This window comes from Nocardia alni (assembly GCF_019038435.1).
GTDB lineage: Bacteria > Actinomycetota > Actinomycetes > Mycobacteriales > Mycobacteriaceae > Nocardia > Nocardia alni.
In genome coordinates this window covers 94919-111866 of sequence record NZ_JAGPOX010000007.1, presented here as the reverse complement: position 1 = coordinate 111866, position 16948 = coordinate 94919, and the positions used below count along the sequence as shown (strand labels likewise).

The following is a 16948-nucleotide window of genomic DNA, read 5'->3' as shown; positions in this document are numbered from 1 at the left end:
GACCCAGACTGTGCCTACTCGGAGTTGTTCGGTGACTGTGAGGGCTCGGGAGAGGTCTCGGGTGTGGATCATGGCGTTGAGGCCGTATTTGGTGGTGTTGGCCAGGCGGACGGCTTCCTCTGTGGTGGTGAAGCTGATTACCGTGGCCACGGGGCCGAAGATTTCCTCGCGGGCTATGGTCAGGTCGTTGGTGCCGCGGAAGACCGTGGGCTCGACGAAATAGCCTGCGCGGTCCAGGCGGTGGCCGCCGGTGAGCAGGTCGGCGCCTTCGGTGTGGCCGATGTCGATGTAGCGCAGGATCTGGTCCAGTTGTTTCGCGTTGACGATCGTGCCCATGGTGCTGTCGGGGTCGAACGGGTCACCGATACGGGCTCGGGCGGCGGCGTCCACGAGGCCCTGGATGACGTCCTCGACGATGGATTCGTGTGCCAGGACACGGGTTCCGGCGGCGCAGACCTGGCCCTGGTGGTAGAAGCTGCCCATCGCTATCCAGGACATCGACTGTTCGAGGTCGGCGTCGGCGAAGATCAGTTGTGGCGCTTTGCCGCCGAGTTCGAGGGTCACCTTGCGGAAGGTGTCCCCCGCCAGGCTCTGTATCTGTCTGCCGACGCGCGGGCTGCCGGTGAAGGAGATCTTGTCGATCCCCGGATGGGTGGCCAGCGCCGCCCCTGCGACCTCGCCGAGGCCGGGGACGATATTGACGACACCGTCCGGAATCCCCGCGGCGGTGAGCAATTCGGCCAGCCGCAGGGTCGACAGCGACGCGTCCTCGGCGGGTTTCACCACGGCGGTGCACCCGGCGGCCAGGGCCGGGGCGAGCTTCCAGGCGGCGATGAGCACCGGGTTGTTCCACGGGGTGATCGCGCCGAGCACACCGAGGGGCTGGCGCAGGGTGTAGCCGAAACGGCGCTGCGGGCCGAAATCCGGTAGTAGAGCGGTACTTCCGGTGACCTTGTCGGCCCAGCCGGCGAAGTGGCGGAAAGCCTGTGCGGCAGCCGGGATGTCGCCGACGACCGAGTCGTGGAACAGCTTACCCATCTCGATCGCCTCGAGGGCCGCCAGATTCTGCGCGTCCTGTTCGATCAGATCCGCTGCGCGGGAGAGGATTTTGCCTCGCTCGGCGCCGCTGATCCGCGACCACTCCCCCTCCTCGAACTGTCGGCGGGCCGCGGCAACGGCGTCGTCCACATCGGCGGGCTGTGCTGCCGCCACCGAGGTGACCAGTTCCTCGGTGGCGGGGTTGTACGAGTCGTAGGTACGCCCGTCGCGGGCGTCGGCGTGGTGACCGCCGATCCGCAGCGTCGGTTCGGGCAGGTCGTAGTGCGGACGAGTCGCGGTCACATCGATCTCCGGATATCTCAGAAATGTTGCGGTGGTGAAGGTTTCAATTCGGCGGCTGGAATTGTCCGCCCAGCCCGGCCCAGGAGTCGTCGTAGTCCCGCTGCCGGTGCGGCGCGTTGTATGCCTGTTCGGTGACCACCAGCGGCCAGCGGGTCTCGAACATGAACGGCAGCGAGCCTTCGAGTTTCACGGGCACCAGCTCGGCCGCGCCGGCCAACTCGAAGGTCTCGCGGTCGGGCCCGTGCGCGGCCCACATGTTGTGCAGGCTCGCCCCGCCGGGCACGAATCCCTCGGCCTTGGAGTCGTGCACGCCGCGCACGAGGCCCATGAATTCGGTCATCACGTTGCGGTGGAAATGCGGGGGCCGGAAGGTGTGCTCGGGGACGGTCCAGCGCGGTGGAAAGGCGGCGAAATCGACGTTGGCCTGGCCCGGTGTGTCCGATGCCGAGGTCAGCACCGTGAAGATCGACGGATCGGGATGATCGAAGCCGACGGTGCCGAACGCGTTGAAATCCTCGAGGTCGTACAGGTACGGCGCATGCGATCCGTGCCAGGCCACGACGTCCAGCGGCGAGTGGTCGTATTCGGCGGTCCACAGATTGCCGCCGAATTTCTGCACCACCTCGACCGTTTCGTCGATGTTCTCGTAGGCCGCGACGGGGTACCGGAAATGCCGGGCGTGCGCCAAGCCATTGGCCCCGAGCGGACCCAATTCCGGCAAAGCGAACGGGCTGCCGTAGTTTTCGCAGATATAACCGGCCGCCACCGCGCCGAGGATGTCGACCCGGAAGCGAATCGCCCGGCCGATCACGGCGAACTGCCCCGGTTCGACGAGTAGCTTGCCGAATTCGGTGTGTACCAGGATATTCCCGTCCTGCGGAACGATCAGCAGTTCGCCGTCCGCGTCGCAGAAGTACCGCGACCGCATCGATTCCGTGGCCCGGTACAGGTGGATCGCGATGCCCTGGCGTCGCAGCACATCACCGTTGGCGGCGACCGTGTATACGCTGTCGAGAAAATCCAGGCCGGACCCGTTCTGCGGCATAGGATCCCACCGTAAGCGGTTCGGATCGGCGACACCGGGTATCGGGGCGCTGCTGAAAGTGCCGCCGTCGACGCGCCGGAACGGCGGATGCGCGGCCGAGGGCCTGATGCGGTAGACCCAGCTTCGCCGATTCACCGCCCGAGGCTCGGTGAACGCGGTCCCCGACAGCTGTTCGGCGTAGAGCCCGTAGGGCGCGCGCTGCGGAGAGTTCTGCCCCTGCGGCAGTGCGCCCGCCACGGCCTCGCTCTGATGCTGATTGCCGAAACCGTTGAGATACCGCAGATCAAGGTCCGGCGCGCTCATTTCAAGGCCACCAGTTCGTGCAGAGTTGTGCCGGTACGTGTGTCGGTTCGCCCGCCATCGTGCACCGTCAGCTCGAAGGTGGATTGGAACCGGAAATAGGCGGGATGACCGATCGCCAGATGCACCAGCGGTTTGATCAGGCGCGACCGCGCGATCGGCACATCGTCGAGCAGGTCGTGCGCGTGGATGACCGAATCGACGGTCAGACGCAGATCCAGCTGGTCGGGCACGCGCAGTTCGATCCATTCCGGGTATTCGCGACCGGCGACCGGGTGATACCGCCGGGGACCTTCGGTCAGCACGGTCTCACCGGTCGACAGCACGACCTCCTCACCGCGCGCCAGCAGCAGCGGCGCGATCTCGTGCGCACCACGCCCCGGCTGGGTCAGGACGTCGGCGAACAGCAGCGAATACTCCCCGTCGTACAGCCGCCCCCAATGCCAGCGGTCGATGATCTTCTTCATATCGCCGACGCCCCAGTTGTGGTCGGCGTATCCGCGCCCGGTGCCCGGGAGCACGACGCCATCGATCTCGACGGTGCCGGTGACGCGGGCGCGAGGTGCGCCGACCACCCAGCCGAAACTGTTCCGCGCGTCGAACCGGGTCTCCCCCTGCCCGGGCATCCAGCTGGGCATCTCGTTGTGGAATCGCAGATCGAACACCAGGCCGTCCTCGGCCAGCCGGACGTGATGGACCGGTAGCGCGCCCTCGCGGAATTCGGTGTGCGCGTGGTTGTCTCCGATCCGCACGTCGAAGGATTCGAGGCCGAAGGTGGCCGCGGCGCGCGGATATCTCTTCGACACCTGACGCCGGGTCCCGTCCGGCGCGTAGACGATCAGCTCGACCCACGGTTTGGCGTTGGGCAGGTCCTCCGGGCGGCGCTTGGTCAGGAATCCGACCACCACGTGCCCGCTATCGAGGGTGGCATCGAAATACCAGTGCTCGAAGGCCAGTTTGCTCGTGGCGGGATGTAATGCGTTGTGGCGCGGCTCGACAGTGGTCGGCGTGGCATCCCCGCGCCCCGGGCCGTTCCATGCTTCGACAATGCTGGTCATGACTACTTTCGTTGGGAGAGTGGCCGATTCATCGCCGTAGCGCCCCGCTGGCGTCGAATTGCGCCTCGCGGCCGCGCATCTGGGCTCGATACCAGTTCTCGCGATGCCACAGCATGAACTTCTCGTGCCGCCGCGCGAACGGCGGGCAGCATCGGCGTGCCAATTCCATGGCGGTGATGACGGGGAATCGTGCGATCGGGATGGCGATCCACGGAAACGCGGGCGGCATACGGTATTTGCGGCGGGTTCCAGGCGCCATGTACATCGCCGAATACACCGAGTTGATCCGGAAGTTGTATTGCTCGCGCAGGCGGGTCAGGCCGCGGTGGCCGTCGCGAGGGGCGAACGCGGACGGATAGGACTCGATGAGTTCCGCGCCGTGCTGCCCGGCATCGTAGGAGCGCGAGGCGATGGTCATCGCCAGCACCCGCAGCGAGTCGGCGACGGTCTCGGGATACCAGCGCAGCCGGACGCCGAGCAGATAGCCCATATATTTCTGAAAGTGCAGCAGCGCACGGATTTCCGATGGCGTGGTCTGATATCCCAACGCCCACAGGCCCAGGCCGGGGGTGACGCTGCCGCCGAGCAGGGTCAGCATCTGATAGGTCTGACTGATCGGCAGACCCCACTTGTCGATATCCCATTCCGGGTGTTCGGCGACCCGGGCACGTATCGATACGTGCATGACACGCACCTTCAACGCCGTGGCCCGGCCCGCCGACCCCATCGTGAGCAGGGCGCCGGGCTCGGAGACGTCCATCCAGAACCGGCAGGTCTCGAGGAACCTGCGCAACGCGCTGTCACCGGCGTACCCGCCCGCCAGCGACAGCGGTGTCGCGACCGCCGCCTCGGTGTACATCTCGAGCGTCTCGGCACCGGCGAAGCTGAAAAGCATTGTGCCCCAGCGACGCCAGATGGCCGCTCCGCGCTCGACCTGTTCCGGGTCCACCCAGTCGGGCACCGTCTCGAACTCCTCGAACAGCGCGCGCATCGCCTCGGGAGCGTCCGGCACCGAACCGATTCCCGTGGCCAGCGCGGTGTCGAGCATCGCACGGGCGCGCTGCTGTCCGGTCTCGCCGTGCATGACCTCGGCGACGAATCGTTCGGCGACCGGATCGCCGGTGAACAGATCCTCGCACAGCGCGCTCGCCTGGGCGTCGGTCGGGAAGAGGCGACTGCCTGTGAGCGCCTTCACGATTCGCTCCAGTCGCTGGAACAGCGGGGTCTCCCGCGCCGCCCAGTAGCGGAAGGCGCTCGGGCATCGCACCGAGTCATCGGCGCTGATCGGCTGAACCTCGGCCGTCATAGCGATCCTTCCCCGAGAACACGTTCGTGCAGCCAGGACTTCAGCCGCTCCACGATCTGCGGAACACCCTGCGGCTGATCGACCAGATAGTGGTTGAGGTGAGGCATTTCGATCAGCTTCACGCCCGGATCGGCGCTGGCGGCGTACATCCCGTGCGAGTCGCTGACGAACGCGGCCTGATCGGCTCGCAGGCACATCACCACCGTCGGCGCCTTGACCGAGGTGAGATCGGTAAGCGCGTCGGCCCGTGAATGATTCACGCTCCACGTGCTCAGCCAGCTGCGCGCGGTCACGAACCGGGCCAGACCACCGGCCCCTTGATTGGCGATCGAAGGATCGCCGTACATGCTTCCGGACTTGCGGTCACTCGGATCGAGGGTCGGATCGACGAATCGCGGATCGGCGACCGTGCGGTGCACGACCCGCCCCGGGTCGGCTCCCGGCAGGTCCTTGGACCGCCGCAGTTGCTCGGTGGCCCAGTCATCGATGCGCGCGATGCGGCGATGCTGTGCCTGGCGGTATTCCTCGACCCACGCCGGATCCAGCGGCACCATTCGCGCCGGATCGTACAGATCCAGCGCCGGGTCGCTGAGGTACGGATCGGTCTCCTCGACCACGGCCGGATCGATCCAGTTCAGCAATACCCGCGCCCGCCCGGCATGGGCCCCGACCAGCATCACGCCATCGGCCGGAACCGAACCGCGCAGCGCAACGGCCTCCCCTGTCGGGGTCTGCGTGATCGTCGGATTCTCGGCCTGCCCTTGATAGAAGGACACCAGGGGGCCGCCGCCGCTGAAGCCGAGCAACACCACGCGAGCAAAGCCGAGTTCGTCCTTCAGCCAGCGCACGCCCGTTCCGAGGTCCTCGGCCGCCCGTTCCATCAGCAGTGCGGGCTCGTTGGACGAGTACCTGGTGTTCATCCCCATGACCGGGACTCCGGCGGCGGCGAACGCGTCGAGTAGGAAGTGGGACAAGAAGTTCGACGCCGGATGCGCCATCAGCACCACGAGATCGCGGGAGAACCGCGGCGGCGTAACCAGATTGCCGTGCAGGGTCGGATAGTGGCGGCTGAGCCCGGAGTGGATCTCCACCTTTCCGTCCTGTGCCGGGCGATAAGGAATGCGCTGGAAGCGCTCTTCGACAGTGTCGGCCAAGGCCGGCCTCCTGATCTGTTTTCCCACCGATGATGAGATCCACGTCGCGATCGCAGACCGTACTTTATAGTACTTAGCGACGGTACACCAGAGTATGCATTGGATGGTTTCACGCATGGCGGACAACGAGAACGACGCCGACGAACCGGAGCTCACGGCACATCCGGTCGGCACGGACGACCCCGCGTCCACCGATCAGGCTCCGACCGTACTGCGGCAGTTGTTCAGCCGGCGAGTACTGGGTTCGGCTGCCGCCGCGACGCTGATCGTGGCGCTCGCCGCGGCGACGGCGACCCTGACGGTCCATCACCACACCGTGGCCCGGGAACAATCGGATCGCTCGGCGTTCCTCCAGGCGGCACGGCAGGCGGTGATCGATCTGACCACGATCTCGGCCGGCAGCTCCGACGCCGATGTCGCACGGATCCTCGCGGCGTCGACGGGGACATTCCACGACGACTTCGATTCCCGCGCAGCGGCCTTCACCTCGGTGGTCCAGCAGGCGCACGTCTCGACCACGGGAACCGTCACCGCCGCCGGTATCGAATCGATGTCGGGAGATCATGCCAAGGTGCTCGTCGCGGCGACATCCAAGGTCACCAATGCCGCAGGCGCGCAGGACGAACCGCGGGTATGGCGGTTGCGTGTGGCGCTGGAGCGCACCCAGGGACACATCCTGGTCTCGAACGTGGACTTCGTACCGTGAGCGGCCACGTCGCTGCCGAGGAAGTCGGGCAGCTCGCCACCGTCCCGGCCGCGGATGCATCCGAACCACCCACCGCTGCAGCCGAATCCGCACCGGACAATTCGGCGAACTCAACCACTCCAAGAGGATCCGAACCCGGCGATCCGGTGAAGCCGACGGCCACACCCGGCCGGTGGCGGACGATCGGGCGCCGATGGCCGATCACGCTGATCGCCGTGATCACGGTGGCACTCGCGATCACGATGCTGTGGTCGATCGTCCAATATCGCGACGACGCCGCACTCGCCACAGCCAACCGCGAGGCCGGACCAGCAGCAGCCGACGCCGCCACTGCGATCCTGTCCTACAAACCCGCAACCGTCACAGCGGATCTCGCGCGAGCCCGCTCCCACCTCAGCGGCGACTTCGCAACCTATTTCGACAAACTCGGAACCGACGTGGTGCTACCCGCCGCCACCCAGCGACACATGAGTTCCACGGCAACCGTCACCGCGACATCAGTAGTCTCCGCGAACTCGAACGCCGCGGTCGCCCTGGTATTCGTCAACCAGGTGACAACCGCCGACGACCTGAAACAGCCAACGACCATATCCAGCAGTCTGCGCCTGGAATTACACAAGATCGACGGCCACTGGCTGGTCACCAAGCTCGATACGGTCTGACCTCGCTACCACCCCGAATCGCCCCCGCACACGGCAACCCCAGCCGGAACCGCGCACGCCCCCGAGCCCAACCCAGCGTCACGCAGGACGGCAGCGACCGGAGCCGCTGTTGTGCCGCAACATCGTCTTCGATCGCCGCCGGCCACCCGGTCGACCGGAACTCGGCACTATCGGTGAGTCAGCCTGGCATGCAAAGGATTCGACAATCGAGTCGGTCCAGGCGTGTGTCGATGGTGGTCACTGCGGACTTGCCCGCGATGGCCGGGCTCGACCTGCCACAGGGTTCACGGCGGTGGGGCGAGCAGTGTGGCGAGCGGTAGTGGTCGTCCCTGAGCGCCGCGGCGCAGCCCGGCGTCGGCGTACAACTTGCCGTCGCCGCCGACGTAGCTGCCGTCGGTCGGCGTATAAGAGGCGGTGCCTACCGGTGGATTCGGCGGTGTCGCTGGCTGGTCCGGTTCCTGAGAGTTGCCGGACGGGTCGCGGCACAGTTGCACGGTGGCCGCGCGGCGGCCGGGGTATTCCATGCACGGGAGGTTTCGTGCGCCCCGGACCGCTCTCGGATCATTGGACGCCACTTTGCAATACAGATTCGGCGGGGTCGCCGGCACGTCGGTGGCGGTCGGTGAGCGTCGCTGGTCGGGGGGCAGGAATCCCTGGATGCACGGGGGCGGGTCGTTGAGCTCGTTGGCGAAGAAGGTGTTCTGGCCGGGATCGTCGACGTTGGGCAGGCCGGCCGATTGTGTGGCGGCGATCAGGGGCGGATAGAGCACCAGAATCTGTTCGAGCGATGGGTTGTACACGGCGGCAACCTGTTCGACGGTGACGAGGTTCGTCAGCAGCAACGGCAGGGTGGGACGCACCCGGTCGAACAGTGCGGTCACCTGATCGGCGGCGGGCCCGGCCTGGCCGATAACGCCGCGCAGATCGCTGTCGCTGCTGCGGAGCTGTCCGGTCAGCGACGCCAGCGACGAAGCCCACTGCCGGATCGCGTCCCCGGTGACGGTCTGGGTGTCCAGCAAGGGCCCGAGCTGATCGATCAGGGTCGAGGCCGGACCGCCGACTTGCGCCGCGGCGTGCGCCAACTGATGCAGCGCTTCGACGAGCTCACGCAACTGCGGGCCGAGACCGTTGACCGCGGTGAAGGATTCGTCGAGCGCGGTACGTAGGTTGCCGGGACCGATCGACTGCAACGATGCCTCGATCCGATCGAGGATCCGGCCGATATCGGCCGGGGTCGAGGTCCGGTCGGCGGATATCACCGCGCCGTCGGACAGGTAGGGCCCTCCGGCGCGCCGCGGAACCAGATCGATGTACTGCTCTCCGACCGCCGACATACTGCGCACGGCCGCATCCAGGTCGGCAGGTACCTTTGCCGACGACTTCAACGAAAGTGTCGCGCGGGCACCGCTTTCGGTAGTGACCAGGGCCGTCACCTTCCCGATGGTGACACCCCGGTAGCTGACGTCGGCATTCGAATACAACCCACCGCCGTCGTGCAACCGCACGCTGACCGTGTAGCGCCCGATCCCCGCACGCTGCGGCAGTTGCGCATACTCGGTCGCGGCGACCACCATCGACACCACCGCGATAACGGCGAACACCCAAAGCTTGCGCGGCAGAGGCCGAGGCCGCCGATGTCCCCACCTCATCGCAGACCCTCGAGCTCGACGCGGATGCCAAGGCCGACAGCTGCGGCGATGGAGTGGGTGCCGTTCGCATCGCCCCGGGGCGAGTTCGGCTGGTGTCGGCGCCTCATCGTGGCCCCCCGGGCTCGGGGCGGGCGCCGGTGTCCGCAACTGCGCGCATACGGTCGCGGCAATCGCCATCGACACCACCGCGATGACAACGAACACCCAGGGCTTGCGCGGCGGGGGCCGGGGTCGCCGGTATCCTCACCTCATCGCGGACCCCCGGCTCGACGCCGGTGCCGGTGTCAACAACTGCGGCAATGGAATGGGCGGGGTCCGGATCGGGCCGGGGCGCGTTCAACTGGCCATGCCTCATCGTGGACCTCCGGCGCTCGGGGACAGTCCGGGTGTCAGCAGTTGCGGTAGGGGAACGGGGGCGGTCTGGATCGGGCCGGGGGCGGTGTGGCCGATGATGCCCTCCAGCCCGGTGAGCATTCCCTGGAGGGGCGTGCCGAGCAGGAGCGCGTTGTCGAGGGTGTTCAGTCGCAGGTCCAGGGTGACCTCGCCGTTGGCGTAGTCGCCGCGTACGGCGTTCGCGTAGGTGCCGATGGGGAACGGGTAGGTGAGCAGGTATCGGGTGGAGTCGGTGAGGGAGGTTCCGGAATCGGCCAGGGCCGCCAGGACCGGCTGTAGGTCGTGTAGTTCCGCAGTGATGTCGCCGCGGGTGTCGGCGATCAGGGCGGTCGCGGTGCGGCCGAGATCGCCGAGGCCGGTCAGGGCGTGGGTGAGGTCGGCGCGCCGGTTCTCGATCACTGTGAGGGCCGGTTCGAGATGTGTTATGGCGGTGGCGATCTCGTCGTGGTGGTCGGCCAGTCGCGCGCTCAGCGCGTCGAGGCCGGCGATGGCGTCGACGATGTCCTGCTTCTGGTCGTCGAGGCCGCGCACCAGGGTGTCGAGTTTCGCGAGCAGATCGCGCACCGCATCCTCGCGGCCGGACAGGGCGGTATTCAGTTCGCTGCTGATGTCGCGGATCTGCGCCAGGCCGCCGCCGCTGAGCACCAGGGACATCGACGCCAGCGTCTGTTCGGTGGTCGGGAAGCTGCCCGCGTGCGCCAGCGGGATCAGGGAGCCGTCGTGCAGGGTTCCGCGAGCGGGTTCCGTTGTCGGCGCGCCGAGTTCGATGTGGGTGCTGCCGAGCAGGCTGGTCTGGCCGACCTTCGCCGTGGCGTTCTCCGGCAATCGCACCCCGCGTCCGAGACGAACGGTGACCAGCGCGTGCTGGCCCTGCAGAGCGATGCCGGTGACGGATCCGACGGTGACGTCGGAGACCAGCACCGGCGAATTGCGCTGAATCGTCGACACATCGGGCATCTCGATACGCACCGAATACGAACCGGGCCCGTGCCCGGCGGTACCGGGCAGCGGTAGCGAGTTCAGCCCACGCCAGCCGCAGCCGCCTGCGGTCAACACCATGCCGAGAACAAGCAGCAGCGCGGCGCGATTACGCAGTCGCGAGGGCGCCGGGGACCGCCCGCCGGGACAGCCTCGAAGGAGCCCCCGGTGCGCTGTGAACGAGTTGACTCGAGCGCTGATTCGCAGTCGCGGGGTCATCGGTGCCCTCCGGGTACCAGCAGCTGGGACAGTGTCGAAGGAGTCGACCGCGGCGCGAGACCCGGTGCGCTGTAAACGAGTTGGCCCGGCAACGCGCCAACACCGCGCGATGGATCGGCCATCAGCGGCGGATAGTCGGTCCGCAGCAGATTCAGCAGTGGCCCAAGGTATTGCGCACACAGCTCCGCGCCGTGCTGCGCGTCGGTCTGCTCGGCCGCCGCGAGCGCGGAGCACACGAAGTTCACCGGATTGGCGAAGTTGCTCAGCGCCAGCGCGGAGACGACGGTGTCGTGCGCCGGCTGGTAGATATTGTCCAGATTGGCCAGGGCATTCGGTGCGACGTGCAGCACCTGGGCCAGGCCGTCGCGCTGCTGGGCGAGGGTCGCCGCCACCGAGGACAGGTTGTCCACCGCGCCACCGAGCCGGTCCCGGTTGTCCGCGACGAAACGGGTGACCTCACCGAGAGCCCCGTCGAGCCCGCTCAGGGCCGTGCCGAGATCGCCGCGGTTGTCGGCGAGCAGGGTGGAGACCGTGGCGAGGCGGTCGTTGATCGCGACGATCTGCTGCCCGCTCTGCGACAGGGCGGTCACGAAGATCTGCAGATTGGCGACGATGGAGACCAGGTCGCCACGTCCCTCCGACAGGGTTTTCATCGCCGCGGACAGGGAGGTCAATGTCTGATGGAGGTTCGGCCCCTCGCCCCGCAGGTTGGCCGCGGCGGTGTCGACGACCTGCCCGAGCGGACCGCGGGGGTCGGCATCGGTCGGCCCGAGCGCGGTGGCCAGCCGCTGCAACTGGGCCTCGATCTGATCCCACTCGACGGGAACCGCCGTGCGCCCCAGCGGAATCGTGGCGCCGTCGGCCAACCGGGGACCGCCCGCGTACGTGGGAGCGAGCTGAATGAACCGGGAGGACACCAGATTCGGCGACATGATGACGGCCCTGGCGGCCGCCGGAATCGGCTGATCGGTGTCGACATGGAAGCGTACCCGGACCCGATCACCGGCGGGTTCGATCGCGTCGATCCCGCCGACCGTGACACCCATGACCTTCACCTGGTCACCGACGTAAAGCCCGGTCACAGAACTGAATTCGGCGGTGAACTCGGCCCTGGACAGCCGGGGCGCCACGATATAGGACACGACCGCCAGCACGACCACGGCCGCGACGACCGACAACCACACGAGCGGCGAGCGGCGGAAACCTGAATTCATCGTCCCCCCTGGGGAATTCCTGGCACGGCCGGAGCCGAGGCGGGCGGCCCCAGGGCCGCGTCGACATACGGCGCGATGATCTGCCCCGGGATCAGGTTCTGGATATAGGAATTGAAGAACGGGCCGCTGGCCACGGCCTCCCCCAGCTCGGTCATGTACGGGCCGAGCCGGGCGATGGCCGTGCTGATGTTGTCGTTGTTCTTGCGCAGGATGCCCAGGACGGAATTCACCCGGTCCAGGGTCGGACCCAGCTGTGCCTGATTGTCACGCACCAGCGCATTCAGCTGTGCCGCAAGGTCACTGACGTTGCCGAACAGCGTCGCCACCGCGGCCCGGCGGTTCTCCAACTCGCCCAGGACCGTATCGGCGTCGATGATCAGCGTGTTGAGCTGTCCACTGCGTTGCGACAGCACCGCGGTCACCCTTCCGGCGTGTTCGAGCAGGTCACGCAGCTGCTGGTCGCGGTCCGCGATCGTCGCGGACAACCGTCCGACACCGTCGACGGCGGCGCGCAGATCGTCGGGGGTGTGCTGCAGGGTGTCGGCCAGTACGCGCATGGATCGGCTCAACTGCGCCGTGTCGATATTTCCGGCGGTGTCGTTCAGGTCGGTCAGCGCATCGGTGAGGTTGTACGGAGAGGTGGTGCGTTCCAGTCCGATGGTGCTGCCGGGCCGCAGTCTGCCCGGCCCGGCCGGTCGCAGGCGCAGATGCCGCTCGCCCAGTACGGTCGCGGTCGCGATCCGAGCGGTGGTGTCGCTGCCCAGCGACAGACCACAGCCGAGGCTGAAATCGACCGCGACCGCCGTACCCTCGATGCCGATGTGGCGCACGCTGCCGCAATCGACGCCGGCCACCTCCACGACGTCGCCGTGCTGGAGCCCGCCGCTGTCGGTGAACAGGGCCCGGTAAGTGTCGTCACTGTTCAGGAAGGGCAGCGCATTGATGTTCAGCGTGGCCAGTACCACCAGCGCGATCACCGCGGTACCCAGCAGTCCGGCCCGGAACGTATTGCGGGCCTCGTTGTTTCGCGTCATTTCGGAGCGCACCGCCCTGTGGTCTGCCCGATCAATGGAGTGGTGAACGCCTTGCCGCCGGGCCCGTCGAGTTCGATCCGCAAACCGCACAGGTAGTAGTTGAAGAAGTTCCCATACGCGCCGAGGCGGGTCAACGCGGCGTAGGTGTCGGGAAGCCGGCCAAGAACGCTGTCCAGCGTCCCGGATCCGGCGTCGAGTTGTGTTGCGGTCCGGTCGAGTTGGCCGATTGTCCCGGTGAGCGCGGGCCGGTCCTGGGTGAGCAGACTCGCCAATGCCGCGGTCGAAGCGTCGATGTGGTCCAGGGCGCGCCCCCAGTCGTCGCTGTCCTGGGCGAGCCCGGTGGCGATCTGCTGGGCCTTGTCCAGCGCCGAGGACAACTGCTCGTCGTGCTGGTCGACGCTGCCGATAACGGCGTCGAGATTGGCGACGACGCGGCCGATCAGCTGATCACGGTCGGCCAGAGTGCTCGTGAGCGAGGCGGCATGGATGAGAAGCGATTGCACCGTTCCGCCCTGCCCTTGCAGCACCGCGATCAGTTCGCCGGACAGATTGTTGATCTGCACGGGATCCAGGCCGCGAAACAGCGGCTGGAAACTGCCGATCAGCAGATCCAGATCCAACGCCGGCGACGTATGATCCAGTGCGATCGTGTATCCCGACGGTTCCGGCATGAGATCGCCGGGCCCCTGCTGCAATTCCAGGTAACGATCGCCGACCAGGTTCTGGTAACGCACCAATGCCCTTGTCGCGCTGGTGATCTGATAGTCCTTGTCGACGTCCAGCGTGATGTGCCCGCGATACCCGGCCTCGACTCCCACATCGGTCACCCGCCCGACCTCGACCCCGGCGACCCGGATGAAATCCCCCTTCTTCAGCCCGGACACATCGGTGAACACCGCGTAGTACCGGTTGTGCGCGTCGAAGCGGAACTGGCCGAAGACCACGACCAGCGCGGCGATGATCAGCAGCATCGCGGCGGCGAACAGACCGGTCTTGATGGTGGTGGCGGTATGGCTCATCGCGGCCGTCCCTGGCTCGTGGCGTACAGCAGGTTGAGCAGCGATCCCGGCACCAGCCGCGGCCCGCCGGTGTTGTCCCGGAACGGATTCGCGCCGGTGTCGGCGACGACGTACGGCGTCGGGATCTCGTCCATCGTCACCTTCGGCAGCGCGCCGCATCGCGGTCCGCCGCTCGCGCGCACGACGGGGAGGTTGCCCGGATACGTGTACGGGCTGACGCCGAGCAGGAAGGTCGATCGCAGCAGCATGCTGACGCCGTTACCGCCGGCGACGGGCTCGGCGAGTTTGCGGGCCTCGTCGGCGCCCTCGATGAAGCAGGTGATCTCGGGCGAGTAGGCGCCCAGCAGGGTGGTCGTCGGATGCAGCAGTCCGATGGCGGAGATCAGCGGCTCGCTGTTCGCGGTGAGAACTCCGTTGGCGTCGCCGGACATGCCGATGATCGACAGCAGGGCCTTGTCGAGGGTTTCGTCGGTGTGCACCAGCGTGTCGGCGATGGTCGAGGCATTGGTGAGGGTGGCCGACAGATCGTCGGCGGCGCCCGCGTAGATCGTGGCGGTATCCGCGGTCGACCGCAGATCGCGCCGGATCTGCGGAAGCCGCGGATCGATCTGCGCGAGAAGGGTATTCGCGTCGTCGATGGCCTGTCCCAGATTCCCGCCCTGGCCACGCAGCGCTGCGGCGAGCGCCGAGAGCGTCACGTTCAGCTTCTCCGGCGCGACGGCGCGCAGGATCGCGGTCAGGGATTCGAAGACCGAGTCGATCTCGACGGTGACCGATCCGGCGCGGATCGTGGCGCCCGAACGGATCGGCGGTGAGCCCTTCTCGCGGGGATCGGTCAGCGTGATGTACTTTTCGCCGAACATCGTGGTCGCGGCGATATCGGCGCCCGTGTCGGCGGGGATCGCGGCTGCCGCGTCCCGGTTCAGGCGCACCTCGACGGCCGCCCCGCCCGGGCCCTGATCGACGCCGGTGACCCGGCCGACCTCGACCCCATGGCGTTTGACCAGCGCACCGGTACGCAAGGCCAGCCCGGCACGCCCCGAGTCGATGGTGATATCCACCGAGGGGCGGAACGCCCCTCGAAACGAGGCGTACGTCAGTGCGACGACGCCCGCCAGCACGACCACCAGGAACAGGGCGGCTGCCTTCTTGGCCAGCGAATCACGCGTCATCTCAGGTCAACCCGCCAGATGCAGTTGCCGGGCGCTGCCGTACAGCGCGAGCGATATCAGCAGCGTCACCATGACCACGCAGATCAACGACAACCGAACCGCTCGCCCCGTCGCGATGCCGACACCGGCAGGGCCGCCGCGGGTATGGAATCCGTAGTAGGTGTGCACGAGCATCACCACCATGGCCATCGCCAGCGCCTGCGTGAACGACCAGAGCACGTCGGCAGGGTTGAGAAAGGTGCTGAAGTAGTGGTCGTAGACTCCGGCCGACTGGCCCAGGACCACCACGGTGGTGATCCGGCTCGACAGGAACGCCGCGACGACGCTGAGCGAATACAGCGGAACGACAACGATCGAACCCGCCAGCAACCGGGTACCTACCAGGTAGGGCACCGAGGAGATGGCCATGGCATCGAGTGCGTCGATCTCCTCGCTGATCCGCATCGCGCCCAGTTCCGCCGTTGTCCCCGCGCCGATCGTGGCCGCGAGACCGACCCCCGCGGTCACCGGCGCGACCACGCGCACGTTGACATAGGCGGACAGGAATCCGGTGAACGCCTCCACGCCGATCCCGCCGAGTGCGTGATAGCCCTGGACCGCCACGGTCGCACCCGCGAAGAACGTCAGGAACCCCATGATCACGACGCTGCCGCCGACCATCGCCAGAACCCCTGTGCCCAAACTGATCTCGGAAATCAGGCGCAAGGTCTCCTCGCGATAGGACCGCGCGGCCTTCCCCACCGACAGCAGCGACCTCAGATAGAACAGCACCTGATCGCCGACCGCGTCGATCGCACGCCCCGCATCGCCCACGGTGATCATCGGCCACCGGTCCCGAAGGCGAGGCCGATCGAAGTGAGCACCAGATTGGCGATGAACAGCGCGACCGCGGCGAACACGACGGTCTCGTTGACCGCATTGCCCACGCTCTTCGGGCCCCCGGTGACCGACAGTCCGCGATAACAGGCGACCAGTCCGGCGATTCCGCCCGACACGGCCGCCTTCACCTCCGACAGTGCCAGATCGCCCAGACCGACCAGCAGGGTCACGCTGGAGGTATACGCGCCGGGCGAGACATTCTGCAGGTAGACCGAGAAGAAGAAGCCGCCGACCAGCCCGATCGCGCACACCGCGCCGTTGAGCAGCACCGCGACCACCGTCGAGGCCAGCACCCGCGGCAGCACCAGTCGCTGTACCGGATCGATGCCGAGCACCTCGATCGCGGAGATCTCCTCCCGGATGACCCGGGAGCCGATGTCCGAGGCCATTGCCGTGGCGCCCGCGCCCGCGACGACGAGAACCGTGACCAGGGGCCCGATCTGGGTAACCGCTCCCAAACCCGCTCCCGCACCGGACAGATCGCTCGCGCCGATCTCACCGAGCAGCGAATTCAGCGTGAACACGACCAATACGGTGAACGGGATCGACATCATCACCGTCGGCAGCAGCGACACCCGCGCCAGGAACCAGCACTGCTCGATGAACTCGGCCCACGGGAATCGCTTGCGTCCCAAGGCTCGTGCGGTGTCCAGGGCCAGCAGATAGAACTCGCCCAGCGCACCCATCGCTGCCGCAGCGCCACTCGCGACCTTCACCAGCCCGGCCTGGGCTCGAACGGGCAGCGCCCGCACCGGCTTCGGGGATTCGATCATGCCCGGACCACCCGCGCCCCGCGCTCGCGGCGTGTGGACAGGAATT

The 16948-nt window shown here is 67.2% G+C and carries 15 protein-coding genes; 2 read left to right on the top strand and 13 right to left on the bottom strand.

The genetic code is table 11. The features are described 5' to 3' along the window. From JZ791_RS05090 to JZ791_RS05070, 5 genes are all read right to left on the bottom strand, one after another. The coding region (locus JZ791_RS05090; RefSeq protein WP_308162780.1) for an aldehyde dehydrogenase family protein at positions 1-1341 on the bottom strand (1341 nt) is incomplete at its 3' end. Between the two features lie 43 nt (positions 1342-1384). Beyond that, entirely contained in the window at positions 1385-2689 is a 1305-nt protein-coding gene (hmgA, locus tag JZ791_RS05085) for a homogentisate 1,2-dioxygenase (protein WP_216892971.1), read from the bottom strand. Beyond that, the gene (locus tag JZ791_RS05080) at positions 2686-3744 is read right to left on the bottom strand and encodes a lipocalin-like domain-containing protein (RefSeq protein WP_216892970.1); all 1059 of its coding nucleotides are present in this window, start codon (positions 3742-3744) and stop codon (positions 2686-2688) included. The genes hmgA and JZ791_RS05080 overlap by 4 nt, the downstream gene beginning before the upstream one ends. Positions 3745-3772: 28 nt before the next feature. Then, positions 3773-5050: an oxygenase MpaB family protein gene (locus JZ791_RS05075; RefSeq protein ID WP_216892969.1), complete on the bottom strand. Its 1278-nt coding sequence runs from the start codon at positions 5048-5050 to the stop codon at positions 3773-3775. Further along, on the bottom strand, positions 5047-6204 hold the full coding sequence (locus JZ791_RS05070) for an alpha/beta hydrolase family protein (protein WP_216892968.1): 1158 nt from the start codon (positions 6202-6204) through the stop codon (positions 5047-5049). The genes JZ791_RS05075 and JZ791_RS05070 overlap by 4 nt, the downstream gene beginning before the upstream one ends. A 115-nt stretch (positions 6205-6319) precedes the next feature. Between JZ791_RS05070 and JZ791_RS05065 the strand changes: the two genes are divergently transcribed. Together JZ791_RS05065 and JZ791_RS05060 are read left to right on the top strand one after the other, a co-directional pair. Next, positions 6320-6910, top strand: coding sequence for an Rv1363c family protein (locus JZ791_RS05065; RefSeq protein ID WP_216892967.1), 591 nt, complete (start codon positions 6320-6322; stop codon positions 6908-6910). Next, on the top strand, positions 6907-7572 hold the full coding sequence (locus tag JZ791_RS05060; protein WP_216892966.1) for a hypothetical protein: 666 nt from the start codon (positions 6907-6909) through the stop codon (positions 7570-7572). The genes JZ791_RS05065 and JZ791_RS05060 overlap by 4 nt, the downstream gene beginning before the upstream one ends. A gap of 284 nt (positions 7573-7856) precedes the next feature. On the opposite strand, the gene JZ791_RS05055 is transcribed toward JZ791_RS05060, so the two are convergent. The 8 genes from JZ791_RS05055 to JZ791_RS05020 form a co-directional block, all read right to left on the bottom strand. Then, entirely contained in the window at positions 7857-9221 is a 1365-nt protein-coding gene (locus tag JZ791_RS05055; RefSeq protein ID WP_216892965.1) for an MCE family protein, read from the bottom strand. 351 nt (positions 9222-9572) lie between these two features. After that, positions 9573-10673 carry an MCE family protein gene (locus tag JZ791_RS05050; RefSeq protein ID WP_216892964.1) on the bottom strand — a complete coding sequence of 367 codons (1101 nt, stop codon included), beginning with the start codon at positions 10671-10673 and terminating at the stop codon, positions 9573-9575. A gap of 134 nt (positions 10674-10807) precedes the next feature. Further along, the gene (locus JZ791_RS05045; protein ID WP_216892963.1) at positions 10808-12025 is read right to left on the bottom strand and encodes an MCE family protein; all 1218 of its coding nucleotides are present in this window, start codon (positions 12023-12025) and stop codon (positions 10808-10810) included. After that, complete coding sequence (locus JZ791_RS05040) at positions 12022-13059, bottom strand: MCE family protein (RefSeq protein WP_254205230.1); 1038 nt, start codon at positions 13057-13059, stop codon at positions 12022-12024. The genes JZ791_RS05045 and JZ791_RS05040 overlap by 4 nt, the downstream gene beginning before the upstream one ends. Continuing rightward, positions 13056-14078, bottom strand: a complete 1023-nt coding sequence (locus JZ791_RS05035; protein ID WP_216892961.1) for an MCE family protein — start codon at positions 14076-14078, stop codon at positions 13056-13058. Before JZ791_RS05035 ends, JZ791_RS05040 begins: the two co-directional genes overlap by 4 nt. Then, positions 14075-15250: an MCE family protein gene (locus JZ791_RS05030; protein WP_216892960.1), complete on the bottom strand. Its 1176-nt coding sequence runs from the start codon at positions 15248-15250 to the stop codon at positions 14075-14077. The genes JZ791_RS05035 and JZ791_RS05030 overlap by 4 nt, the downstream gene beginning before the upstream one ends. A 6-nt stretch (positions 15251-15256) precedes the next feature. Next, the gene (locus tag JZ791_RS05025) at positions 15257-16072 is read right to left on the bottom strand and encodes an ABC transporter permease (protein WP_216892959.1); all 816 of its coding nucleotides are present in this window, start codon (positions 16070-16072) and stop codon (positions 15257-15259) included. Continuing rightward, a complete protein-coding gene (locus tag JZ791_RS05020) occupies positions 16069-16815 on the bottom strand; it encodes an MlaE family ABC transporter permease (protein WP_254205248.1) in 747 nt (248 codons plus the stop codon). The genes JZ791_RS05025 and JZ791_RS05020 overlap by 4 nt, the downstream gene beginning before the upstream one ends. Positions 16816-16948 lie beyond the last annotated feature (133 nt).